The sequence below is a fragment of the Terribacillus sp. 7520-G genome, from assembly GCF_002271665.1.
In the GTDB taxonomy this organism is placed as follows: Bacteria; Bacillota; Bacilli; order Bacillales; family Amphibacillaceae; genus Terribacillus.
Genome location: NZ_NQFP01000030.1, coordinates 57,121 through 81,571, shown reverse-complemented (window position 1 = coordinate 81,571; position 24,451 = coordinate 57,121). Strand labels below are relative to the sequence as shown.

The following is a 24,451-nucleotide window of genomic DNA, read 5'->3' as shown; positions in this document are numbered from 1 at the left end:
TTCCCCCTCATTTATCAAGCACACCCATGAGCTCTGGCAGCCAGAGGCTTAACGCCGGAATATAGGCGACTGCCAAAAAGGCTAGAATGACCGGAATATAAAAGAGCAGAAGCGGTTTGGTCACTTGTTCGATTGTGACATTTCCTACCTTCGCACCTATAAAGAGTACAGTACCTACCGGCGGCGTGATTGTACCGATTGCCAGCCCCATAGACATGATCATTCCGAAATGAACAGGATGAACACCCAGCTCCAATGCAATCGGCAAAAGAATCGGTGTAAAGATGAGCAAAGCTGGGGCGATATCCATAAATGTTCCGACAAGCAGCAGCAATAATACCATTATCAATATCAATATCATCGGACTGTCACTGATTTGAAGGATGCCTGAACTGACCACCTGCGGCAGCTTGGAGTAGGACAGTATCCAGGACATTGCTGATGAAGCCCCGATAAGCAGTAAGATGACACCTGAGAAAATGACCGTGTCCCGCAATATTATGGGGACATCTTTCCATTTCAGGCTTCTGTAAATCAAGCAAAGCACCACTGCATAGAGAATAGCCACAGCCGCTCCCTCTGTCGCGGTAAAGACACCGAACGAAATGCCGCCGATGACGATGACGATCAGCAGCAGACTCGGGATGGCGTCCAGGATTACTTTGGCTGCCTGGGAAAAACGGATCGGTTCGGAGACTGCATATCCTTTCCGCTTGGCAACGATGAAAGCTGTGGCCATGATCAAGATGGACATTAGTATCCCTGGCACATAACCAGCAATGAACAAGGCACCGATCGAGGTCCCCCCGCTCAGGACTGAATATAAGATTGGTGTGCCGCTCGGCGGAATGATCAACCCTGCTGGCGCAGAAGCTACGTTGACAGCTGCCGAATAGCTTGGGTCATAGCCCTCTTTCTTCTGCATCGGCGCCATTATTTTTCCCATTGTGGCAGCTGATGCGATGGCTGATCCCGACAAGGCACCGAACAAAGTATTACCAATGACATTTGTGTGCGCCAGGGAACCAGGCAGGCGTCCGGCCAGCAATTTCGCCAAATTGATCAGCCGCTGTGCAATCCCTCCTGTATTCATGATGCTTCCAGCCAATGTGAAGAAGACAAGTGATAACAGGACAAAGCTATCGATTCCAGCGATGAACTGCTGCGAGACGACCATTAATATTTCATCGAATGGCAGCAGCATAGCCCCGGCAGCCAATGTAGATAAGCCGATACTGATTGCGATTGGAACACCAAAGAAAATGAGCAGGAAGAAAAGCGCGAACAAAACAATACCCGCAAGAGCCACACTCGTCATGCTGCGTCCCTCCCCCGGGCAGCTTCCTTACGTGCCATGAATCGGTTCGTGACGATGTAATAGACACTCAACAAGCCGGATAATGGCAGCGCAGCATATACATAACCCATCGGCAGCCCCAGGACCGGTGAAGTCTGTGTCATGGAAGCAAGCATCAGCTGCGTGCCTCCTGCAATAAAGACAATCACCATGAACAGCAGTACCGTCACTTCGATGACCAGCTCGGCTGCTTTTTTATCCTTGGCATTTTTCCATTTGGACATCAGGAATGTCAGTGCAATATGCTCCTTCACACCGAATGCATAACTGGCACCGAGCAACCCGACCCAGATGAAGGAAAAGCGCAGTACCTCTTCTGTGAACACGCTCGGATTCTGCAGGACAAAGCGAGTGAAGACTTGCCAGATCGCCCCTGCAACCAGGAAGACAGTCAATGTGCACGTCACCAGCAAAATACATTTATCTATCCAATACCGTACTTTTTCCACCTCGTTCAGCTCCTCTTCATTTACTGTAACGCCGCGATGTCATCCAGTACTTTGGCTACGTCCGGGTCTTGACGCTTTTCTTCAATCAGCGGCTGCACCAATTCCTTGAAAGGCTCCTGATCAAGCTCATTGAAGGTCACACCCATCTCGTCCTCAGCCTTTTGGATACTTTCTTCAATCAGCTGGTCCCATCGGGCATTATGATTCTCAGAAGAAATCGCCGCAGCTTCCTCGACAGCCTGCTGCTGCTCCGGTGTCAGGCTGTCCCATGTCTTTTCGCTCATGATGAGAAAATCCGGAATTCTCGTGTGTTCATCATACGAAAAGAACTTGGCTACCTCACCATGGTTCGCATCGGTAAGTGCGATCGGACTGCTTTCCGCCCCGTCAATGACACCTTGCTGAAGCCCGGTGTACACTTCCGGCGCAGGCAGCGGCGTCGGCGAGGCACCCAGGAGCTCCATCGTCCGGATCGATGTTGTATTCGTCATTGTACGGATCTTCAGTCCGTTCAGGTCTTCCGGTTTTTCAATCGGTGTATCTGCCGTATAGAAGCTCCGTGCCCCGGCATCGTAATAAGCGATGCCATGAAGACCGATTGCCTCCAGCTCTTCATAAAGATCTTTCACGATGTCCGATTGCATAACCCGCTTGAAATGCTCTTCATCCTCGAAAACATAAGGCAAACTGAACACAGAGAAATCATCATAAAAACTCTCCAGAACCCCGCCATTTACTTTTGCCATATCGATGACGCCATTTTGGACAAGCTCCAGCATCACCCTTTCATCACCAAGACCGCCTTCGGTATAGATATCCGTTGTCAGTACCCCATTTGTGCGCTGCTCCAGCTCTCCGCTGAATTCCTCCAGACTGGCATATACCGGGCTATTCGGATTATGGATATGCCCCATCGTCAGCCTTTTCGGCTCCTGGCCAGCGGCATCCGAAGCCGGAGCGACAACCATGACCACACCTATGGCAAGCAGCAGAACAGCAAGAATTAGCCATGTCGTTTTTGCTTGATTCATCGTTCACCCTCCACCTATTAAAAGCGCCTACAATTCACAGCATGCGACAGCACGCTATTCAGGCGTCCCTTTCGGCAGTGCCGAAATAACGTCAGCCTGAATAGCAGGCTTACTCCATGTTACTTGTAATTCATATGGCAGCTTCCCGCTCCTATAACACGTATTCAACGTCTGGTCCAAATCCATGACAGCCCGGATATTCGTCTCTGTCTTTCGAATCACTTCGTCGGGGAACGGTTGTCCAGCCAGTGTATCTTGATGTAATGCTTCAATGATTGCCGCATGTCCCAGAGCAGTTTCGTATGTGCACGGAATCTCCCTGCCATCCGTCAGGGCAGCAATGCAATAATCCAATTTATCCAAATGATTGGCCTGCGGATTACCATAGACCTTCTCCTGGCCATTTTCCGTGCAGGCAGTGATGATACCTTGATCAAGATTGCAATCATAGACGATGCAGCCTTTTTCAAAGTTGTATTGGAACTGCGGTCCCTGCTCCGTCCCTGTAGCATGCGATCCGTAAAAAAGCAGCTCACACTCTTCGTCTGTATACATTCGGATGGCACATGTATCAAATGTTTCCACCTCATTGGCTCGGTACAGCTCCGCTTCCAGACTTTTTATACACACCGTCTCCTGCTGCTCCTGCCCCAGCATGTAAAGCATATTGTGGATAAAATGAGCCGCGGCATTATTGGCTACACTATCGCGGATCAGACGCCCATCCTGCGCCTTCAGCTTCCCTGCCCACGCCGATCGGGAAAAATAGGCTTCATCGCGCGGCCACAGCACCAAGGTCTTCAGCTGCTTCGGCTTTCCGTAGATTCCATTCAGGATATCTTCCTTGAGCTCCAGGATTGGCGCAGTGAATGACCAGTTAAAACCGATGGCTGCCCATTTTCCCGATTCCAGGATTGCCTCATCCCATTTCTTTTTATCACGCATATCGGCGAAAATCGGTTTTTCACAAAGGACATTCGAGCCATGCAGAAGTGCAAAAATTGCCTGCTCGGTATGCAAATGGATAGGCGTTGCAATAATCGCCAAGTCCGCTTGCTTTTGCTGATAAAAAGCGTCCATCCTTGTATAGATCGGGATCCCTTGCTGCTTCACCAGTTGCAAAAGGGGGCTTTTTTCCGGATGGATCTCGACGATGCCAGCAAATACAATATCCTCCCGCTGCAGCAAAGCCTTCAAATAATGCTCCCCGTATCCATTCATCCCAATTAAAACGACTGCTTTCTTCATCTTCTCTCCCCTGCCTTTGTCAGGCTGATTGCCTGTTCCTGCGCTTGGATTGCCAGCGCCGCTGCCCGGAAAGTATGTTCCTGACTCATTGCCGTCTCCGTCCCCAGCACACAATCATCAATCAACTGTCTGAAATACGGGATCCCAACCTTTCCTTTGGCAGGGAAATAGATCTCCTCTTCGTCCGTGACCACGTACAGATGATCTCCTACGGCCGATCGTGCCACATCCGTATATTTGCGCAGTTCCACAAACCCGTTGGTACCGTGCAGCACCGTTCGTCCGTCTCCCCAGACCCGCAGTCCTTCGGGTGTGAACCAGTCGACACGGAAATATTGGCTGACGCCTGTATCCGTCACAAGTGTTGCATCACCGAAATCCTGCCAGTCACCGTACTGCGGATGGGCATAATTCGCCACCTTGCTATGGAGCACCTTCGCATCCTTGCACCTCGCATAATGAAGCAGCTGCTCAATTTGATGGCTGCCGATATCACAAAGGATGCCCCCGTTCTTCCCTGGATCAAAAAACCATGCCGGTCTCGTTTCTGCCTGCAGCCGATGCGGACCGGAACCAGTGAGCTGAAATAATTCCCCGATCAGTCCCTCCTGCACAATCCCATCGGCAAGCAAAGCAGCCTCCACTGCTAATCGCTCGCTGTAAAACACGGCCCATTTCTTTCCCGAGCGCCGCACGGCATCTTCCGCTGCATGCAATTGAGCCATCGTCGTGAAAGGAGCTTTGGCAGACAGAAAATGCTTATCATGTTCCAAGACCTGAACACCTAACGCTCCCCGCTTGGATGGCACGATACTTGTAGCCACCAGATCGACTTCGCTATGCAATATCGCAGACAGCTCTTGGACGACCTGCCCTGTTTGGAATTTCGCCCTAAGAGCATTCGCCTGATCTGGATTTTCATCATAGATGTGCATCAGCTGTGCCCCTGCATCCAATAAGCCCTGTACCATACTGTGGATATGCGGATGATCCAGGCCTGCAGCGGAAAAAGTAAAAGGCACCCTTTCCCGTTCAGCAGCAGCCGCTGCCATTCCTCGAGCCAGCTCCTCCAGCTGTTTCAGCAGTGCCATGCAGCCTCCCCCCCTTCTACACATGCGCTTGATAGCATTGCTTCATTTGATGGAGCACCTCATCTCCTGGCTGATCCCAAATTTCCTGATTGATGATTTCCACTTCGATCGGACCACGATAACCTGCTTCCTCCACCATATTGCGCATTTCACGCAAATTGATGACACCGTCTCCCATCATGGCTCTTCCTTTGAACATATCCTCCATCGGCACCTTCCAATCCGATACATGGAAACCGAGGATCTTACCCTTGGCACGGTCGATCTGTTTTTTCAGTTCTGGATCCCACCAGACATGGAAGGCATCGACCACTACCCCGAGATGATCGGATTGCAGCTGCTCTGCCAATGTGTTCGCCTGTCCCAGTGTATTGATCACGGAACGGTCTGCGGCATACATGGGATGAAGCGGCTCGATTCCGAGCCTTACCCCCATTTCTTCTGCATACGGCAGGATCGCTTCGATTCCTTCCCGCACCCAATGACGAGCCTGCGCAATATTTTTATCGGATGCAGCACCGCATACGAGCACCAGCACATCGGTACCCAATGCCTTTGCATCTTCTATTGCCCGTTTATTATCGTCGATGCGCTGTTGCCTTTCCTGCTCGGTCGCTGCCGGGAACATACCGCCTCGGCAAAGACTGGATACTTGCACACCATATTCAGTCAATAGCTTCTTCGCTTCTTTCACAGCGATTTTTTCCAGCTTATGCCGCCAAATGGAAATCCAATGGATATCATGCCGGGCACAGCCTTGGATCGCTTCGGTCAGGGACCAGTTTTCCGTCGTAATCTGATTGAGACTGAGAAGCTGCAAATCAGCCTTTGTCATGACATCACCTTCTGTTCGATGCCTGCAAGCTTCAATACCAGCTGCATCCGTTCTGACGCAAGCGCTGGATCCACCAGGACACCCGCCTGATCAGCCAAACGGAATAATTCACTCAAATGGAGGACAGACCTGGCCCCTTCCGCTCCGCCGATCATCCGGAAATGTGATTGATACCCATTCAGATAAGCCAGGAAAACGACTCCTGTCTTGTACGCGTACGTCGGCGTTTCGAAGATGTGCCTTGCCAGCGGTACCGTTTTATCGAAAATTCCCCCATATCCATCCAGATCGTCCGAATCGAGCGCACGCAGCGCCTCGGAAGCAGCTGGTGCAATTGCATCGAATATCCCGAGCAGTGCATGGCTGTATCGATTGCCATCGCCTTGAATCAGCTCTGGATAGTTGAAGTCGTCCCCTGTGTACATTCGGACAGATGCCGGTAATTTGGATCGCATCTCGATCTCCCTGTCTTTATCCAGCAAAGAAATCTTGATCCCATCGATTTTCGCTTCATATCGGTGGATCAAATCAAGACAAGCATCCATCGCATGGCTGACCGTCTCCGATCCCCAGTAGCCTGTCAATTTCGGGTCGAACATCGGTCCGAGCCAATGCAGGATGACCGGCTGTTCCACCCCTGCAAGCACATGTCCGTAGACGTCCTTGTAATCTTCTGCAGATCGGGCGCTGGCAGAAAGCGCACGGCTCGCCATCAAGATGACCCGGCTGCCAGTGCCTTCGACAAATGTACACTGCTCCTCATAAGCTTGCTTGATTTCCGACATCGTAAACGTCCTGTCTGCAGGCAAATGATCCGTCCCGGCACCGGAAGCAAGCATTGCTTTTTCCTTTTTTGCTTCCGCTGCACTTACCGAAATCAATTCCTTTGCCATCTCCCATGTCAGCCCCATGCCGCGCTGCGCCGTATCCATCGCTTCTGCCACACCAAACCCGAGCTTCCATAATACCTTGCGATACGCCAAGGTGGCCTCCCAATCAATAGCCCCGCCAAGAACCGGGTGCGCTTCGGAAGCCGCATCTGCAACCACGTGAGCTGCAGAATAGGCTGTCCTCGTCCGGAAGGATCCCTCAGCCGGATAAGCAGAAGCCGGATGGACCAGCTTGTATTCCTCCAGCTTGCGCCCTTGCTTCGGTAAAAGAATCGTTGTCATGCAGCTTCCTCCTTTTAAACTTCCAGACTCGGAACAGTGACCCATTTCTTCTCTCGCCAAGCTTCCAGTCCCAAATCGGACAGCTGGGTGCCTTTTGCACCTTCCAGCAAGTCCCATGGAAATTCTGCATCCTCTTCCACATGCTTAAGGAATAATTCCCATTGAATCTTGAATCCATTATCATAAGTGCGATTTTCCGGCAATGTCTCCCACTGGGAGCGGAAATCGATTGTATTCGGAATATCCGGATTCCACACTGGCTTTGGCGTCGTCACCCGATGCTGGACCTTGCAATCACGCAGGCCTGCCACTGCGCTTCCATGGGTTCCATCCACCTGGAACGTGACGAGATCATCACGATCGACCCTTGTCGTCCAGGAGGAATTGGCCTGGACGACTATCCCGTTCTTAAGGGCGAAAATGGCGTAGGCTGCATCATCTGCTGTCGCTTTGTAGCGATTGCCCGCTTCATCCACCCGATATGGGATATGTGTCGCTCCAAGACAGGTCAAGCTATCGATTTCACCGAAAAGATGGTCGATGACATATCGCCAATGCGCAAACATATCGACGATGATACCGCCGCCGTCTTCCGCTCGGTAATTCCAGCTTGGGCGCTGCGCCTCCTGCCAATCGCCTTCGAACACCCAGTAGCCAAAGTCCAGTTTTACCGACAGGATTTCACCGAAGTAATTGCTATCGATCAAATGCTTCAGCTTCAGCAGACCTGGCAGGAAAAGCTTATCCTGCACAACACCATTCTTCACACCAGCCTCGCGCGCCAATCTGGCCAGCTCCAAGGATCCTTCCAGGCTGGTGGCAGTCGGTTTCTCGCAATAAATATGCTTCCCCGCCTCTATTGCCTGCTTGATGCTTGCTTCCCTGCGATTGGTCGTCTGGGAATCAAAGTAAATCTGGTTATAGCCATCAGCTAAAGCCGAATCCAAGTCGGTGCTGTAGCGCTCCACATCATTTTCCCGCGCAAGCTTCGCCAGCTTCTCCTCATTCCGCCCGATAAGTATCGGATCCGGCATCAATCTGTCTCCGCTGGAAAGCAGCACCCCGCCTTCTGCTCGTATCGCCGCAATGGACCGGATAAGATGCTGATTCGTCCCCATCCTGCCTGTTACACCGTTCATGATTATCCCTATTTTCTTCGTCGCCATTCCGCGCCCTCCCACTATCCGATTTAAGGATAGTATAAGTAAAGCGTTTACATTTTTCTTATCAATCTTTTCCCTCATTCTCAATTTCGGAAGTCATCTGTCGTGCGCCGATAAACATTCGGCGTGACACCCACATATTTCTTAAAGACACGATAAAATGTCGATACCGCTTCAAACCCTACCTCAAAGCAAATCGAGACGATCTCCCTGTCGGATTCACGCAGCATTTTCTTTACCTTCAAAAGCCGTACCTCCGTCAGGAATTGATAGGGCGTCATACCATACATTTCTTTGAAGATCTGATTCATGTAGCGGCTGCTCACACCTGCCTTGGCAGCGACTTCCTCCATGCTGGCAATCTCGAAATATCGTGTTTCCAAGTAATGCTTGAGCCATTTTGCCCGTCTCGTATTAGTATCCTGTGTTGTATCCTCCCGCTGCATGATGGCAAGCTGATAAAGCACCTGCGAGAGCAGCAGTTTCAGCCCCATCGCATGAATCGGATGCCTCTGCGATTGCTCGAACAGCATCTTCCGCAGCAACTGCCGAAGCTCGCTGCTCTCGAACAGGGATAAATTCAAGACGCGGGACTCTGCAAATACTGGTTCCACAAGATAAGAAACGACATCTTCGGATAGATGCCGGAAATCGAATTCCAGGACAAGCACGGTCATTTTCGACTGCGCTTGGATGGCATGATTTGTATGCGGGGAGATCAGCACGATACTATCGGGATGCAGCTTCCGACCTTCCGTATCCAATTCGCATTTCCCCTCCCCATCAAGTACGTAGAGCAGCTGATGCGTGTTGTGCTTATGCCTGGCAACTTCATTTTTTTCCTGATGCTTATTTTCAAAGAGTCTGATCAATATACATTCACCTCCAATAAAAAAGGCCGGGATGCATTCGAGGCATCCCGGCCTTTTTCTTTATTCATCTATTCAAGCTTCCAGGCGCGGAAGCTGTTCTTGTTCCAGGATGCGCAGTTCCACCATAATGATCTGGTGGTTATCCATTTCGATAACCTCCCACTCATTTCCTGCTGCATCCACCACAATGGTCTGTGAATCCACATCGTCATTCTTAACAAAAATCCAGCCGCCGACTGTATCCACGTCCTCCCGGTTGTCGAATACAAAGCCGAATCGATCCTCCAAATCATCCAGCAGCACACGGCCGTTGATATGATAGGTAAGATCGGAAATTTCCTGGACATCCGGCACTTCATCTTCGTCGAATTCATCATGGATTTCCCCCACGATTTCCTCAAGGATGTCCTCCATCGTCAGGATCCCTGCGGTCCCGCCATATTCATCCACGACGAGTGCAATATGCACGCGTTCGGTCTGCATCTTCATCAAGGCATCCTGCAAGGATGTCCCCTCATGGATGAGCGGCAGCTCATGAATGAAATTAGGCAGGCTCTGTCTTCTGCCTGCAGCAAAATCCGTCAGCATTTCCTTTACATTGACGAAGCCGATGATATGGTCCTTATCTCCATCCTCTGTCACGAGATAACGAGTGAACTGGTGTTCATCGATGATCCCGATCACTTCGGATGCTGTCATGGATTTCTCCAACGTGACCACCTGTGTCCGCGGTACCATGATATCCTTGGCTACACGCTCGTCAAAGGTAAAGATATTTTCCATATAACTAAGTTCCGTTTTGTTGATTTCACCACTTTGATAGCTTTGCGTCATGATGATGCGCAGCTCTTCTTCCGAGTGTGCGGATTCATGGGCTGCCGGTTTCACACCGAACAGCTTCAGAAATACACGAGCAGAACCATTCAGCAAATAAATGAATGGCGCCATCAGCTTACCGAACCAATACAGCGGCGGGCCCAGAATCAATGTCAATTGCTCCGTGTACTGGATTGCCAATGTCTTTGGCGCCAATTCCCCAATCACTACATGCAGGAATGTGACCGATGCGAAGGCAATCGCATACGACAATATCGTAGACAAGGACTCGGACAGCCCGAATTCGTGGAATAACGGATGAAGCATCTTTTCCACCGTCGGTTCACCCAATGCACCCAAGACAAGTGCTGTTACAGTGATACCAAGCTGACAGGCTGACAAGTAATAATCCAGGTTATCCACTAGTTTCTTTACGATGATTGCCCGTTTATTGCCCTCTGCCACCAGCTGATCGATCCGCGACATGCGCACCTTCACAACCGAAAACTCCGCACCTACGAAAAAGGCCGTAAAAATGATGAATAACACAACTAAACTTAAATTAATGACTATTGATGGGTCCAATTAATTCCCTTCTCTAACGGAAGGGACTCACCTCACTTATTTGATTGATAGTTTACAAGCCGATTAATAAAATAGCCGGCGACGCCTCTGCGAGGAGCAGCGCTAGCAAAACTTCTGTCATGACTGGTCGTTATTCTCAGCAAAGCCTTCCCAATGCAATCTCCTCCTTTATGGCATCTACGCTAAAATCCGTACTTGCCTATCATCTTTCGCACATTTTTCATTGGCGAATATAAGCTTGGTCTGCAGCTCATAAATCAATGAATCAGAGCTTGGTTCAAGTTCCTCTGGCAAACGGAACTTGAACGGCTTATCAATCAGTTCATTCGATTTCAGCTGCTTGGACATGAAAATGCTTATTACATTCTTTATATTCACTATTTTATCGGTTGCGCTGTTTTTTATAACCAAATCGCAATCCAATCTATTCAGATCTTGGTCCTTCCAGCCTCCAAGAAGCCGAAAATGCCCTTCGATCTTATCACCTGCATGATAGCTTGCCTGATTCAGTTCGAGCCTGATCGATGGTGCTCGCAACTGCATCAATTCTAAGCACTTCTTCAACATGGAAATTATTCCTCCATTAACGTTTACTAAACGAAAAGGACCCTCACATTGTGAAGGTCCCGTCTGTAATCAGCCTTCACCAAATTGGCAAAGGTCTGGCAAACAACATGACGTTGTCAGTTAAACCGGCGACAGCAAGCTATCACGTATTGTCGACTTAACTGGAAGCTACTCCCCTTTGGAGCAATCACAATCCTATTCTATTAATCTGCAATATAGTTTACACGATTGCCTTTTCCCTGTCAATATGCCCCAAATCACATGCGATTGACCGGGTACATGGCAGAGGCGAAATAACGGTCATGAAGAACTTCGTGGTGATGACGTTCATGACCAAGCATGATATAAGCCAGCGCCCGGACAGATGTAGCATGACCGTTTGCCATTCCCTGCCTGACCCAGTCCTGCTCGCCCAGAGATTCCAGCAAGGCGATCGTCGAGGCACGCACCGCCCTGTATTGCGCCAGAAGGCTCGCCACTGTCATCTGGGTGAACTTCGCTTGCTGCACATAGGAATCCTCATCAAAACCCGGCAAAGGCGTCACATCGCCTCGGGCAATGGTCAGAAGACGGTAAGAAAGGATCCTTTCCGTATCCGTAAGATGGCCGATCACTTCTTTGATCGTCCATTTTCCAGCTTCGTAGGCAAAACAAGCCTGCTCGTCAGTCAGTCCTTGCAGAAGATTCGTGGTCTGCCGCTTTTGTTCCTTGAACAAAGCTGCAATATTTCCCTCTGGAACGAGTTTCATGTAATCTTGGTAATAAGCAGGATATTCCGTTGTACTAGGTTTCTCTTGCATGGGATCACCTTTTTCTTTAACTGATTTCGTTTAGGCTGTGAAAAATAAGAAGCTTCATAAGAACACGATATCGTTATTTTCCCAAAGAATAAAGGAAACAGTCCATATTTTGGTGAAACAGCCCAAAGCAGGAAAAGCCCGCTGAAATCACGAAAGGCGGAAGCTTTTTACTATTTTTATGCACCTGCTTCCCGATTCTTGCGTATAAATGACTGTACAAGCCTTTGTTCCAAAGAAAAGGAGTGCTGGAAATGGCTGATTTTGAGCAGCTTGCCAAGCAGATTCAAATGTCAGGTCCTGATACAATGCCCCATTTGACAGCGTATCCCGCCTCTTTGGTCCTGATCGGGACCGGCAGGAGCGCGTTTGCATTCCGCCTTATCGATTCTTCCAAGGTCGTGAAGATATTCTTTCCTGCTTTCCGTCACATTGCAGCAGAGGAAGCGGAAATCTATAAAGCACTTGTGAACAACCGCTACTTTCCGACGCTGCACGAAGCAGGTGACGGCTACTTGGTGATCGATTACATCCCTGGTCATACCCTGTACGATTGTCTTCGCGAGGGCATCCCGATAACTGATCATCACATTGCAGCCATCGACAGCGCCTTGACCCATGCCGCAGCAGAAGGATTGAATCCATCGGATATCCACCTCCGCAACATCCTGATCACACCGGCAGGAGATATCCGATTGATTGATCCAGCACGATTCCGGCAGCAAAAGCATTGCACCCAATGGGAGGACCTTCACCGAGCCTATGAAAGATTCTACAAGAAAAAGCTCTTCCCAAAAAAGATGCCCGGCTTTCTGCTGGAGCTGATTGCCTACCTGTACAAAAGACGGAAATCCCTCACCCTTCAAGCACCGTCGAATAAAGTCATTCACTAAAGGAGAAGCATTCATGACAATAACCATATCCCAAGCAGAAGCCTATCAAATCGAACGCATCGTCCATAGCGGTCTGGGACGGGAACAAACAGCTGAATTGATTGAAGCAGGCGATGTAAGTACCATTCAGCAAAGCTATCCAAAAGCTGACCCCGAGATGCTGCAAGAACAAAAAAACAAGCTTGCAGCCGCTTTGAAAGACGGCTACAGCATTTCATTCCCCACCTTCAATGGCGTACGAAACCTTCTGCATTTGCGCTTTGGCTTGGAGGAAGACAAGGACTACGTCACAGAAGACAAGACAATCCGCGGATTGAAAGCAGACGAGGCGGCAGCCGCCATTCTGCGTACGATGTTTGAACCCTTATGGAAAGTGGAGAGAAATGGCGGTCAACTTTCGATCACCCATATCAGCAAATCATAAAAAAATGCCGACGCACGTATGCGCCGGCATTTTCATTCCAAAAGGAAGTCTCTTATTTAACAGCTTCTTTGAAATCTTTACCTGCTTTGAAAGCTGGAGCTTTGGAAGCAGGGATAGTGATTTCTTCACCAGTCTGCGGGTTACGGCCAGTACGTGCCGCGCGCTCTCTTACTTCGAAAGTACCGAAGCCTACAAGCTGTACTTTTTCATCTTTTGCAAGTGTTTCAGAGATTGTTTCAAGTAGTGCATCAACTGCTTTGCTTGCATCTTTTTTAGATAGTTCTGCTTGTTGTGCCACTGCTTCTACTAATTCTGCTTTGTTCATGAAAAACACCTCATTTAATAAATTTATACATAACCTTCACCTGATGTAAAAGCTGTATGTTTGCGTTTAATATGCAGGAACATTGCTGCTCCCGTATTTCCTTATTATAGCATGCATTCTTGCTTTCATGGCTATTAATCTGCATTCTTAACATTGCTGCAACAGCATTTTCACAGGTTTTCCATTTGCGAGATAATGATCGGATGATACAGTTATTCCCAATAAACAGAATTGTAACCCTATTAAGTCGTTTTATGCAAAGATTTTACATGATCTTTTACTCTCTGGATATTTTCCATCTTATTATCCCAGCACTTTTGACTGAGATCGACAGGGTATTCCTCCGGCGATTTCGGACGCTTATATTCATCCCATAGCAATGACAGATTTTCTTTCGCATAAGCCTTGATGTCATCGATAGCCGGAAGCTCATAGACCAGCTCGCCATCCTTGAAGATTGTCTGATGCAAATCAACCGCATCGTAATCCGTCACAAACTTACTGACGTAAGTGTGGACCGGATGGAACATCTTCAGATGATCCTCTTCCTGGGGATTTTCATCCTCCATGGCAATGTAGTCCCCTTCGGATTTCTTATTGATCCGATTGACGATTCGATAGACCTTCTTCAAGCCAGGCGTCGATACCTTTTCGGGATTGGCACTGATTTTGATTGTATCCTGCATCGCACCATCTTCCTCGATGCTCACAAGTTTATACACCGCACCCAAAGCAGGCTGATCATACGCTGTGATCAGCTTTGTCCCGATGCCCCAAATGTCGATCTTCGCTCCTTGCGCCTTCAAACTTTGGATCGTTTCTTCATCCAAATCATTCGATGCCGATATCTTTGTCTCCGTAAATCCAGCTTCATCCAGCGCCTTCCGCGCCTTCTTGGACAAGTAAGCCAAATCACCGCTATCGAGCCTGATTGCACGGAAATTGATATTATCGCCTTGTTCTTTAGCTACTCGAATGGCATTCGGTACGCCTGAACGGAGTGTATCATATGTGTCCACAAGGAAAGTACAATCCTTATGCCGTTCTGCATACTTCGTAAATGCCGTATATTCATCACGATAAGCCTGAATCATGGAATGCGCCAAAGTACCGGCAACCGGAATGCCGAATTTCTTGCCTGCCCGGACATTCGAAGTCGCCTCGAATCCGCCGATATATGCCGCTCTCGTGCCCCATACAGCCGCATCGAGCTCATGGGCGCGCCGGCTTCCCATTTCCAAAGCAATCTCATCGCCAAGCAAGAGCTTGATTCTCGATGCTTTCGTCGCGATCAATGTCTGGTAGTTGACGATATTCAAAATCGCCGTCTCCACCAGCTGTGCTTCCGCCAGGGGAGCCTCGATCCGCATGAGCGGTTCATTGCTGAAAACAAGCTCTCCTTCCACGACAGAATAGACCGTGCCTGTAAAGCGCAGATCCTTCAGAAAGCCAAGGAAATCCTCCCCGTAACCAAGCTCATCCTTCAAGTAAGCCAAATCGCTTTCCGTTAATCGGAATTGCTGCAAATACTCTATGACACGTTCCAACCCCGCAAATATGGCAAAGCCGTTACCGAACGGCAGCTTGCGGAACGAAACCTCGAACACTGCTTTTTTATCATGGATCCCATCATTCCAATATGTTTCCGCCATATTGATTTGATAAAGATCTGTATGTAAACTCAGTCCATCATCTGGATATTGCGAACTCATGCTTGAAACCTCCACTAATCAGCCCGTTCTTCTGACAGCTGTTTTCCCGTATCCGTTTACATAAGGGAACGGTATCTTATTCGTTCCATCTATTGTACCGCAAAACTGGTAAAAAACATAAAAAAATCGCCGAAAACATCGAAAGATGCTTTCGGCTGCTTGATCAATGTATCTGCTGAATACCTGCGATATGGATTATCATTCGTTTCTTTTCATCATTTTCCAGACAAAGCGTTTGGTCCAAGAGATTCAGATTATGATATCTTCCGGTAAAGGTATGCAGCGTCCCGTTCTCATAATAAGAGATGGTCATATCACCATTTTCCTTGAGCGCTTTCAAAATCACCCTCAGCCTCTCCTTTCTGTATACCTCACACTTTATACTGTTAGTATACGCCATAAAGTAACCGCTTACACCATACAGTGTGACCAATTTGTGAAGTTTTATACATAAAGAAAGGTATCTTTCAATTTTCGTTGTACAAGGAAATAATTCTTTTAAAAACAATCATTTATATTACCTGTTTTCATAAAAGAAGCTGCGGTGATGCTCAATCCGCAGCTCCTGCCTTTTCCTCCAGCACAAGGGAGTACTCCCCCACCTGTCCTTCTTCGTAAAGATTGGTGATACTTGTGCTATATTGTTTGATTGTGGCCTCGAACGCAATCTCATCTTCAGGAACCTCCACCTGAAAGTCATCTTTATAAAGCAAAACCGCCACATCATGATAAGCCTCACTTGTCACCGGGAATTTAAACCTGATCTCATGAAGCTGCTGTCCGCCTTTATCGACATATTGATGAACATATTCATATGCCCCCAATTCCATACCGTTCACAATCACTTTTCTATCCATGTCATCTCTCCTTTTACCAATAAGTGTATCACCTCCTTGTTAAACAATACAAAAACGGAGCATAGCGCTAAGATTTCGTGTACTGCTCGATGCAATCACGAAGAAACTGAGCCGCGCCCTTTCCAGCCTTGTTTTCATAATAAGCCGTGAAACGTTCATCCTGGACGTACATCTCCGCCAACCCCGCATGCGCTTCCTTTGAATAGGCAGGCCATGTAAAAGACAGCCATTCCCGATGCAGCCCAGCGGCTCGCATTGCTGCCTGTCCGGCAGAATCCCCTTCCTTCATCGCCTTACGCAGCGTTTCGAATACGCGCTGTTCCACTTCCTCCATCTGCTTGTACTGCTCCTCCGACAATCCACGGAATTTCTGATAGGAAGCTTCGACTGTTTCCTCGCCATATGCTTCTCTGATTTCCTCTCCATAGGCTGATTCATTTTCAGCCAGCAGCTTTTCCTTGAAGCCTGTGAACTTCTCGCTATCCGTCATCTGTACCTTCCCTTCCAACGCTTGAATGCTCTTCTCGACATTTCCAAGGAGCCTCCGAATACGTTCCTGCTTTTCCAGCAAGCTGTCCCGGTGCTCCTTCAGCGCCTTTTCCCTATCGAATCCCGGCGAATGAATGATGGACTTGATTGTATCCAGATCCACGCCCAACTCCCGATAAAAGAGGATCTGCTGCAGCAAATCCACCTCTTTTTCCGTATAGATCCTATAGCCGCTCGCATTGATCTCAGCTGGATGCAACAGGCCGATTTGATCGTAATAGCGCAGCGTACGCTTGCTTACACCGGCAAGCTCAGCCAGCTTCTGAACGGTATATATCATCAAGATCCCTCCCTTCTGCTTTACACTCTAAACGTTGACGCAGCGTAAACCGCAAGCCTTTTTTCAAAGAAAAAGACAAACCGATGAAAATCAGTTTGTCTGATAGGTGCTCCGCCATATGGAAGCGGGAAGCTGTTTTTCACGCAAGACCTCGATCAGGGGATACGGCTGCAGGTCCAGCTGGTCGAATTCTTCCGGCTTTGCCCAAAAGAAACGCAGATGCGGTTCCTGGCTCTCGATCTGCATATCATCGATCACTGCTTCAAAAACATGTGTCAATTCAAAGTGCGTGGTAGCTTCGTGCTGCCAGCTATGCTCAAAATCACCAAGAAAACGGACCACTTTCCCTTTCACACCCAGTTCCTCCTGCAGCTCCCGCAGCAAAGCCGATTCTGCCCCTTCCCCGATCTCGACATGACCGCCGGGCAGGAAGCTGTTTTGCCATCCGTCTGCCTTAGCAAGCAGAATGCTGTCTCCCTTCCGGATGACAGCGCGGGCAAGACGGTGAAATTCTTTCTTTTTCATATAATGCCAATCTCCTTAAAAGAAATCATAAAAATACGGTTCACGCCTTGGGATACTGTGCTCCAATTTTTGGATCATCTCTTCCGGTCCATCGATCAAACCAGCCTGCCACAGGACAAGCGGACGCTTGTAGCCGAACACAATAGCTGAAAGCATATTGATCGATAGCTTGATGCCGACGGTTTCAGAAGAAGCTGCTGCTTTTCCTTCCTGAAGCGCAAATATCCCGTTATTTTCCTTGATGACTGGGTCTTCCACTTGAAGCACAATACCAGCAGGATCAGCCTGCCACACATATTTTTGGAAGAAAGCCGGAATATCCACAACCCGCGCCATGAAGTATGGATAATGCTTCACGGAAAGCTCAGGATCCGGCAGCATGAAGACGAGCGGATCATGCGGTGCAAGATCAAGCGTAACCTCTTCAAACATCGAATCATGCTGCGCAATGAAATTCCATAAACCGATACGTGCATCTGCCGTAAGGGCAATGAATTCTGAAATATCAAGTTTGTCACGAGAAGCAATCTCATAAATGATATATCCTTGTGCCTTGCCATCCTCATCACGGTAAATGGCGATGAAATCATGGTCACCATAAAAACGCTGCTGCCACCAGGAAGCTTCCCGTGCCAGCATACCGCTGTATGTAGCTGCATAAGCCGTATAGATATCCTCGATTTCTCGTGAATGCTCTTCCTTCTTCACGCGTTCTATTGTACCCTGGACTGTCTTCATCCGGACGAGATCTTTCTTCTTCAGCGTATAAATCGTACGATCCGTGAATAGCTCATACCCAAATCGACGATAAAAATCGACATAGAAGGGATGCAGCATGGAAACAGACATCCCTTGCTCGCGCATGTGATAAAGCGTATCGGATAAAAGCCGCTTGATATAACCATTCCGTCGATATTCAGGATAGGTGGCTACACCAGCAATGCCGCCCATTGGAATCGTCTGTCCGCCAAGTCTGACCGCAAGCGGCAGCAGATGCAGCTTGGCAGCGAGCTTCCCATTTTCCTTGATTCCGTAAAGCTGCTGATGCCGGTCCATATGCTCCAGTCTCTCCGCCCGCTTATCTTCCGTGATGCGGTACCGGAAGGCATACTCCGACATTTGAATTGCCGCTTCCAAATCCTGCGTTTGTAACCGTTCTGTCTTCATCCTGATCCCTCCTCTATTTTTTCCTTTTAACTATAGCATAACCAATCCCAGCAGATTACCATTAACCCGTGTTTGTTTTGGATTGATCGGCCGTTTGGTTGTAAGAAGGAAAATAGACAATAACATGATGCCTGCTCCTAAATCCTTTGTCAGGTGACTTCCACCGAAAAAACGGAAAGGAAATGGCTGAAAGCGCGTATCGTATTGACAAATGAAAACGCGCAAAAGTCCATGCATGCAGCGACTTTTGCGCGAAATTTCATTTTTCCTTTATAAAGGCCTACACTCAACCTGCCGACCTTTCAGAACGTGCTCCAAGCTCTGCCTCTATTTGTTCCAGACTGCGCCCCTTTGTTTCGACCACTACAAATCGAACGAAAAGCAGCCCCAGAACACATATGATGCCGAAAGAGGAGAAAATGACGCCAAAACTGTATTGATCGGCAAGAATCGGGAAGACCAGACCAACCAGCAAGGAACCGGTCCAGTTAAAGGCAGAGGATATTCCCGCCCCGATTCCGCGTACCGATAACGGGAAGATTTCCCCGACAATGATCCATGTAAGCGGCGCCCAAGAAAATGAATAGAAGAGGATGAAACAGCACAACGATACTAAAGTGATCCAATTGAGTGCGCTTTCATTTATCCCGATAAGCTCCAGGATTGCTGGTGCAAAGAAGGAAAGTGCCATACCTGCACCACCCACCGTAAGGATGGCACGCCGATTGAATTTATCTACAAATTGCAGGAATATAATTGTAGTCACAACGAAAATCACACCGACTATCACCGTAAAACCCGCAGCAACTTGCGGTGCCAAGCCGACATCGCGTGCAATACTGGTGGCATAGTAGACAATGGAGTTAGAGCCTTGGATTTGCTGGAAGGTAGCAATCCCAACCCCGATGATCAAGGCCATGCGAAATCGCTTTTGAAATAATTGGCCAATTCCTGTCTTTTCTTGCTTCGCAATTTTTTTGATTTCCTGAATTTCTGCCTCTGCTTCCGATTTCGAATCCCTCAGGGAAGACAATACTTCCCGCGCTTTCTCCCCCATCCCCTTCTTAATCAAGTAGCGTGGAGATTCCGGCAGCTTTAGCACCCCAAAGTATAGCACCACTGCAAAAATCCCTGCACTTCCCAACATCCAGCGCCAGCTGTTCGGAACTGGTTCAAAGATAAAAGACACAATGTAACTTAAAAGCATACCGCTTACAATCATCAATTGGTTCAACCCTGACAATTTCCCGCGAACCTTTGCCGGAGCTATTTCGGACATGTACGCCGGTACCAAGGACGAAGCTGTCCCGACAGCAATCCCTAAGATGACACGCGCAATCGTCAAGGTTATCTCTTCTGGGGCAATTGCCGATCCGATCGCACCCACAAAGAAAATCACCGAGGACACCAGGATGATATTTCTGCGCCCGAATCTATCTCCGAGCAATCCGCTTAGAATCGATCCTATTATCGCCCCGCCCATCAAGGAAGACACAACGATTCCCAGCCATAATGGGCTTAAGTCAAACTCGTCGTGAATGGGCCCTTCTGCACCAGCGATAATCCCTATATCATAACCAAACAAGATACCAGCAAATGATCCGAAGAAAAAGATAAATTTACTTGAAACTTTATTCATGCTACTAACTCTCCTTTATGTTGGCTTCTCTATTTCGCACAAGACTTTTTAAGCGCTTTCATTTTATGCAACAAAAGGAAAATGCACTTCTGACACAATCATCATCCCCAAGGGAGCATCACTCCCTTGGAGACACGATCTTACTTGATCACGACATATTCCAAGCCGACTAGTTTGGCATACGTTATGATCTGATCTGTCGTCAGATTCAACGACACCACGGTATGGTGACCGCCGCCGTTTTCAATCCATGCCTTGACGCCTTCGTGGAAGTTTGGCTTGATTTTCCAGAGGACCCGGGCCACAGGCAGTTTCGGAGCAGGGATCGCAGGCTCGAATGCCGTCACTTCATTTATGAGAAGTTTGTAATGGGTACCAAAATCCGCCATGGAAACAACGATTCCTTCTCCCGCCTTGCCATCAAAAACAAGACGCGCGGGATCCTCACGATCACCGATGCCCAACGGAGATACCACAATTTTTGGTTTATTGCCGGCTAGACTCGGATCGACTTCAAGCATATGGGACTGAAGGACAGATTCCTGACCCGGAGTCATTTCATAGGTGTAATCCTCCATGAATCCAGTGGATTGGTTATGACTCATGACTTTGAGCAGACGATCCAGCGCTGCTGTTTTCCAGTCGCCTTCCCCGGCAAATCCGTATCCTTGCTCCATCAATCGCTGGACAGCAAGTCCCGGTAGCTGCTTCATGCCATATAGATCCTCGAAATTGGTCGTGAAAGCAGAATAGCCCCCTTCATCCAAGAAACGTTTGATGGCAATTTCATAGCTCGCCTGCACTTTGACACTAGCTTCCCATTCCTCCAAATTATAGTCACCATACTCGAATACATAAGCATCTCTGTATTCACCGAACAATGCATCCACTTCTTCTTCCGAAACCGCATCGACATATCGGACCAAGTCCCCGATGCCGTAGTAGTCCACTGTCCAGCCAAACTGTATTTGTGCTTCGATTTTATCTCCCTCGGTAACTGCTACATTACGCATATTGTCACCGAATCGGGCAACTTTGATGTTGAAACTCTCCTTATACGCAACCGCTGCATCCATCCAAGCTGCAATTTCCTTTTGTACTTCTTCACGTTTCCAGTGACCAGTCACCACTTTATTCCGTTTATTCAATCGGGCATTGATAAAACCATATTCCCTGTCACCGTGTGCAGCTTGGTGAAGATTCATGTAATCCATATCGATCGTATCCCAAGGTATACTTTCCTTAAACTGTGTCGCTAAATGAAGCAGAGGCTTCTGCAGCAGTTTCGTTCCTCGTATCCACATCTTTGCTGGAGAAAATGTATGCATCCATGTAATCACACCGGCTACTTCATCCCGGTAGTTTACTTCTTTCATGATGTTTGTGATTTTGTCCGCGCTTACAGCTAAATCCTGCAGAACTATTGAATAAGGCAAGACACCGCTTTCATTCAATGCGTCTGTAATCGCTTGTGCATTTGCCTTCACCTCCGCCAAGGCTTCTTCCCCATATAGATGCTGCGAACCCACCACAAACCAAAATACATTGTTATTTGTTTCCATTGCAGACTCTCCTCCTCATCATTTGGTATTGCGTCACTTCTGCCCGTAATAAGCATCTTTGCCATGCTTTCGTAAATAGTGCTTATCCAATATCCGCTGCGGCAGCTCCTCCGCAAAATGATTTAGTTCCCGAGCGAATAAATTCATCTTTGAAACTTCATCCAGCACCACACTGTTCATCACTGCCGTTTTGGCATCCTTGCCCCAAGTAAATGGACCATGCCCGCGCAGCAGCACTCCAGGTATCGACATAATGTCCAAATCCCGCTCTTTGAATGTCTCGATGATGACATTGCCTGTTTCAGCTTCATAGCCGCGATCGATCTCTTCCTGTGTCAAGAAACGCGCACATGGTATAGAGCCATAAAAGGTGTCTGCATGCGTGGTTCCCATTGCCGGGACATCCAGGCCAGCTTGCGCCCAGATGGTTGCCCAAGTGGAATGCGTATGGACGATGCCGCCAATTTCCGTATAATGCTTATACAGGACCGCATGTGTCTTTGTATCCGAAGATGGATTCAGCTCCCCTTCCACCACATTTCCTTCCAGATCAACAACGACCATGTCACTGGCTGTCATCGTGTCATAATCGACGCCGCTTGGCTTAATGACAAACAAGCCGCTTTCACGATCGATTCCACTCGCATTTCCCCAGGTATACTTCACCAGTCCATACTTTGGAAGGTCCAGATTGGCTTGAAAAACTTCTTCTTTCAAATGTTCTAACATGTCAGATCCTCCAATCCTTAAATTAAATGATCAACTGCTGCCCGCTCGATTGCCAACCCACGCTCATATCTCGTAATGAAATCCTCAAAACCCCTCACATCAAATGCGTCGGGATACATTTCCTGCTTATGAACGGAATCAAAAACCTTCTGGTCGAGGAAATGACCGAGGCTTTCCTGTTCCTCTCGATGCGCCATATACGCAGCAAGCAGGGCAATACCCCACGCTCCGCCATCATCCGCTGTAGGCATTACCGACACAGGAGCATCCATCGCAGCGGCCACCATTTTCTGCCCCACTATAGGTGTCTTGAAAAGTCCGCCATGCGCAACGATATTGTCGATTGCCACTCTCTCCTGCTTATTCAGGATATCCATTCCTATTTTCAATGCCCCGAAAGCACTGAACAGCTGCGTTCGCATAAAATTAGCAAGATTGAAATTACTCTTGGGTGAACGGACAAATAAGGGACGCCCAGTTTCAAAACCAGTGATATTTTCGCCTGATAAATAACCATAGCTAAGCAAACCGCCGCCATCTGGTTCTGCGCGCAAAGCTTCATGCAGCAGTACCTCGAATAATAAATCCGATTTCACTTCCATTCCCAGCGCCTCGGCAAATTCGCGGAATATACCGACCCAGGCATTCAGGTCACTTGAACAATTGTTTGCATGGACCATTGCAACTGGGCTTCCTGTCGGCGTAGTCACTATATCTATTTCTGGGTACACCTCCGAAAGCTCCTTCTCCAGCACTACCATGGCAAAGACGGAGGTCCCGACCGAGACATTCCCTGTCCGTTTTCTTATACTGTTTGTCGCGACCATGCCTGTACCCGCATCACCCTCCGGAGGGCAAACAGGAATTCCCGGCTGCAAATTTTGGGACCGATCCAGGATCCTCGCTCCGACATCCGTCAATGAGCCCGCTTGATCGCCAGCTTTGTATACCTTAGGGAGAATATCCTTTAACTTCCACGGATAACCTTTTCCTGCAATCATCTCTTCAAACTGCTCCATCATCCGCTCGTTATAATTCTGTGTCCTCTCATCAATCGGGAACATTCCCGATGCATCACCTATCCCGATGGCTTTGTTGCCTGTCAGGAGCCAATGTACGAATCCCGCTAATGTAGTGATCACATTTAAACGCGGCAGATGTTCTTCCTCGTTTAAAATTGCCTGATAAAGGTGCGCTATGCTCCATCTTTCAGGAATATTGAATCGGAATGCATCGGTCAATGCCTTTGCGGCAGCATGAGTTGTTGCATTGCGCCAAGTCCGGAACGGAACAAGCAGTTCACCAGTTTTATCAAAGGCCATGTATCCATGCATCATGGCCGAAAACCCGATGGAACCGATTGTGCGGATGGTAACACCATAACTTCGTTCAATTTCTTGTTTCATTTCACTGTAAGCAGTCTGCATACCGGTAATGATATCCAACAGATTGTACGTCCAGATTCCACCTTCCAAGCGATTTTCCCAATCATAGCTTCCGGACGCGATCGTCTCAAAACCATTGTTGATCAGCACTGCTTTTATGCGAGTGGACCCAAATTCAATACCAAGTGACGTATCTCCCCTTATGATGGCTTGTGTGATAGCATCTCGATTCATAGGATCTGAACCCCCCTATATTGAAAGCACCCCCTTTGAGAATGCGCTTTCATTTAATGACTTCAGTATATTTTCTGTACGTACAAATGTCAACAATTTTTAAATATGTACTTACAAATAACTCATTCACCCGCTATCAAGATCAGAGGATAATCAAAAATCCCCTAACACCATCTCTTTAAAATAC

The 24,451-nt window shown here is 48.2% G+C and carries 25 protein-coding genes; 2 read left to right on the top strand and 23 right to left on the bottom strand.

What is annotated here, in order from left to right:
- Positions 1-7: 7 nt before the first annotated feature.
- The 12 genes from CHH53_RS11770 to CHH53_RS11715 form a co-directional block, all read right to left on the bottom strand.
- Positions 8-1,318, bottom strand: a complete 1,311-nt coding sequence (locus CHH53_RS11770; RefSeq protein WP_095216327.1) for a TRAP transporter large permease — start codon at positions 1,316-1,318, stop codon at positions 8-10.
- Positions 1,315-1,806 carry a TRAP transporter small permease gene (locus CHH53_RS11765; RefSeq protein WP_158221550.1) on the bottom strand — a complete coding sequence of 164 codons (492 nt, stop codon included), beginning with the start codon at positions 1,804-1,806 and terminating at the stop codon, positions 1,315-1,317. The genes CHH53_RS11770 and CHH53_RS11765 overlap by 4 nt, the downstream gene beginning before the upstream one ends.
- A 20-nt stretch (positions 1,807-1,826) precedes the next feature.
- Positions 1,827-2,837: a TRAP transporter substrate-binding protein gene (locus CHH53_RS11760; protein WP_095216325.1), complete on the bottom strand. Its 1,011-nt coding sequence runs from the start codon at positions 2,835-2,837 to the stop codon at positions 1,827-1,829.
- A 54-nt stretch (positions 2,838-2,891) separates the two neighbouring features.
- Positions 2,892-4,085, bottom strand: coding sequence for a Gfo/Idh/MocA family protein (locus CHH53_RS11755; RefSeq protein WP_095216324.1), 1,194 nt, complete (start codon positions 4,083-4,085; stop codon positions 2,892-2,894).
- A complete protein-coding gene (locus CHH53_RS11750; protein ID WP_233135062.1) occupies positions 4,082-5,176 on the bottom strand; it encodes a Gfo/Idh/MocA family protein in 1,095 nt (364 codons plus the stop codon). Before CHH53_RS11750 ends, CHH53_RS11755 begins: the two co-directional genes overlap by 4 nt.
- Positions 5,177-5,192: 16 nt before the next feature.
- Positions 5,193-6,011 (bottom strand): sugar phosphate isomerase/epimerase family protein, encoded by an 819-nt coding sequence (locus CHH53_RS11745; RefSeq protein ID WP_095216323.1) that lies wholly within the window; start codon positions 6,009-6,011, stop codon positions 5,193-5,195.
- The gene (locus CHH53_RS11740; RefSeq protein ID WP_095216322.1) at positions 6,008-7,183 is read right to left on the bottom strand and encodes a dihydrodipicolinate synthase family protein; all 1,176 of its coding nucleotides are present in this window, start codon (positions 7,181-7,183) and stop codon (positions 6,008-6,010) included. The genes CHH53_RS11745 and CHH53_RS11740 overlap by 4 nt, the downstream gene beginning before the upstream one ends.
- A gap of 14 nt (positions 7,184-7,197) precedes the next feature.
- A complete protein-coding gene (locus tag CHH53_RS11735) occupies positions 7,198-8,349 on the bottom strand; it encodes a Gfo/Idh/MocA family protein (RefSeq protein WP_095216321.1) in 1,152 nt (383 codons plus the stop codon).
- An 80-nt stretch (positions 8,350-8,429) separates the two neighbouring features.
- The gene (locus tag CHH53_RS11730) at positions 8,430-9,218 is read right to left on the bottom strand and encodes an AraC family transcriptional regulator (protein WP_233135061.1); all 789 of its coding nucleotides are present in this window, start codon (positions 9,216-9,218) and stop codon (positions 8,430-8,432) included.
- A 72-nt stretch (positions 9,219-9,290) separates the two neighbouring features.
- Positions 9,291-10,619, bottom strand: a complete 1,329-nt coding sequence (locus tag CHH53_RS11725; RefSeq protein ID WP_095216319.1) for a hemolysin family protein — start codon at positions 10,617-10,619, stop codon at positions 9,291-9,293.
- A 177-nt stretch (positions 10,620-10,796) separates the two neighbouring features.
- Complete coding sequence (locus tag CHH53_RS11720) at positions 10,797-11,186, bottom strand: sporulation protein (protein WP_095216318.1); 390 nt, start codon at positions 11,184-11,186, stop codon at positions 10,797-10,799.
- Positions 11,187-11,443: 257 nt separating this feature from the next.
- Positions 11,444-11,986, bottom strand: coding sequence for a DinB family protein (locus CHH53_RS11715; RefSeq protein WP_095216317.1), 543 nt, complete (start codon positions 11,984-11,986; stop codon positions 11,444-11,446).
- Between the two features lie 251 nt (positions 11,987-12,237).
- Here CHH53_RS11715 and CHH53_RS11710 point away from each other — a divergent pair, with 251 nt between their 5' ends.
- Together CHH53_RS11710 and CHH53_RS11705 are read left to right on the top strand one after the other, a co-directional pair.
- Entirely contained in the window at positions 12,238-12,876 is a 639-nt protein-coding gene (locus CHH53_RS11710; RefSeq protein ID WP_095216316.1) for a serine/threonine-protein kinase, read from the top strand.
- 13 nt (positions 12,877-12,889) lie between these two features.
- On the top strand, positions 12,890-13,300 hold the full coding sequence (locus CHH53_RS11705; RefSeq protein ID WP_095216315.1) for a hypothetical protein: 411 nt from the start codon (positions 12,890-12,892) through the stop codon (positions 13,298-13,300).
- Between the two features lie 52 nt (positions 13,301-13,352).
- On the opposite strand, the gene CHH53_RS11700 is transcribed toward CHH53_RS11705, so the two are convergent.
- The 11 genes from CHH53_RS11700 to CHH53_RS11650 form a co-directional block, all read right to left on the bottom strand.
- Positions 13,353-13,625, bottom strand: coding sequence for an HU family DNA-binding protein (locus tag CHH53_RS11700; protein ID WP_093727965.1), 273 nt, complete (start codon positions 13,623-13,625; stop codon positions 13,353-13,355).
- Positions 13,626-13,867: 242 nt separating this feature from the next.
- Positions 13,868-15,337, bottom strand: a complete 1,470-nt coding sequence (locus tag CHH53_RS11695; protein ID WP_095216314.1) for a nicotinate phosphoribosyltransferase — start codon at positions 15,335-15,337, stop codon at positions 13,868-13,870.
- Positions 15,338-15,500: 163 nt separating this feature from the next.
- The gene (locus tag CHH53_RS11690; protein WP_095216313.1) at positions 15,501-15,683 is read right to left on the bottom strand and encodes a YolD-like family protein; all 183 of its coding nucleotides are present in this window, start codon (positions 15,681-15,683) and stop codon (positions 15,501-15,503) included.
- A 205-nt stretch (positions 15,684-15,888) separates the two neighbouring features.
- Complete coding sequence (locus tag CHH53_RS11685) at positions 15,889-16,194, bottom strand: DUF3219 family protein (RefSeq protein WP_095216312.1); 306 nt, start codon at positions 16,192-16,194, stop codon at positions 15,889-15,891.
- A 67-nt stretch (positions 16,195-16,261) separates the two neighbouring features.
- On the bottom strand, positions 16,262-17,023 hold the full coding sequence (locus CHH53_RS11680; RefSeq protein WP_095216311.1) for a MerR family transcriptional regulator: 762 nt from the start codon (positions 17,021-17,023) through the stop codon (positions 16,262-16,264).
- A gap of 90 nt (positions 17,024-17,113) precedes the next feature.
- Positions 17,114-17,548: an NUDIX domain-containing protein gene (locus tag CHH53_RS11675; protein WP_095216310.1), complete on the bottom strand. Its 435-nt coding sequence runs from the start codon at positions 17,546-17,548 to the stop codon at positions 17,114-17,116.
- Positions 17,549-17,563: 15 nt separating this feature from the next.
- Positions 17,564-18,715 carry a GNAT family N-acetyltransferase gene (locus CHH53_RS11670; protein ID WP_095216309.1) on the bottom strand — a complete coding sequence of 384 codons (1,152 nt, stop codon included), beginning with the start codon at positions 18,713-18,715 and terminating at the stop codon, positions 17,564-17,566.
- 286 nt (positions 18,716-19,001) lie between these two features.
- A complete protein-coding gene (locus CHH53_RS11665; protein ID WP_095216308.1) occupies positions 19,002-20,354 on the bottom strand; it encodes a sugar porter family MFS transporter in 1,353 nt (450 codons plus the stop codon).
- A 140-nt stretch (positions 20,355-20,494) separates the two neighbouring features.
- Positions 20,495-21,916, bottom strand: a complete 1,422-nt coding sequence (gene araA, locus CHH53_RS11660; RefSeq protein WP_095216307.1) for an L-arabinose isomerase — start codon at positions 21,914-21,916, stop codon at positions 20,495-20,497.
- 33 nt (positions 21,917-21,949) lie between these two features.
- Complete coding sequence (locus CHH53_RS11655) at positions 21,950-22,645, bottom strand: L-ribulose-5-phosphate 4-epimerase (RefSeq protein ID WP_095216306.1); 696 nt, start codon at positions 22,643-22,645, stop codon at positions 21,950-21,952.
- Positions 22,646-22,662: 17 nt separating this feature from the next.
- The gene (locus CHH53_RS11650) at positions 22,663-24,264 is read right to left on the bottom strand and encodes a xylulokinase (protein ID WP_095216305.1); all 1,602 of its coding nucleotides are present in this window, start codon (positions 24,262-24,264) and stop codon (positions 22,663-22,665) included.
- Between the last annotated feature and the right edge of the window lie 187 nt (positions 24,265-24,451).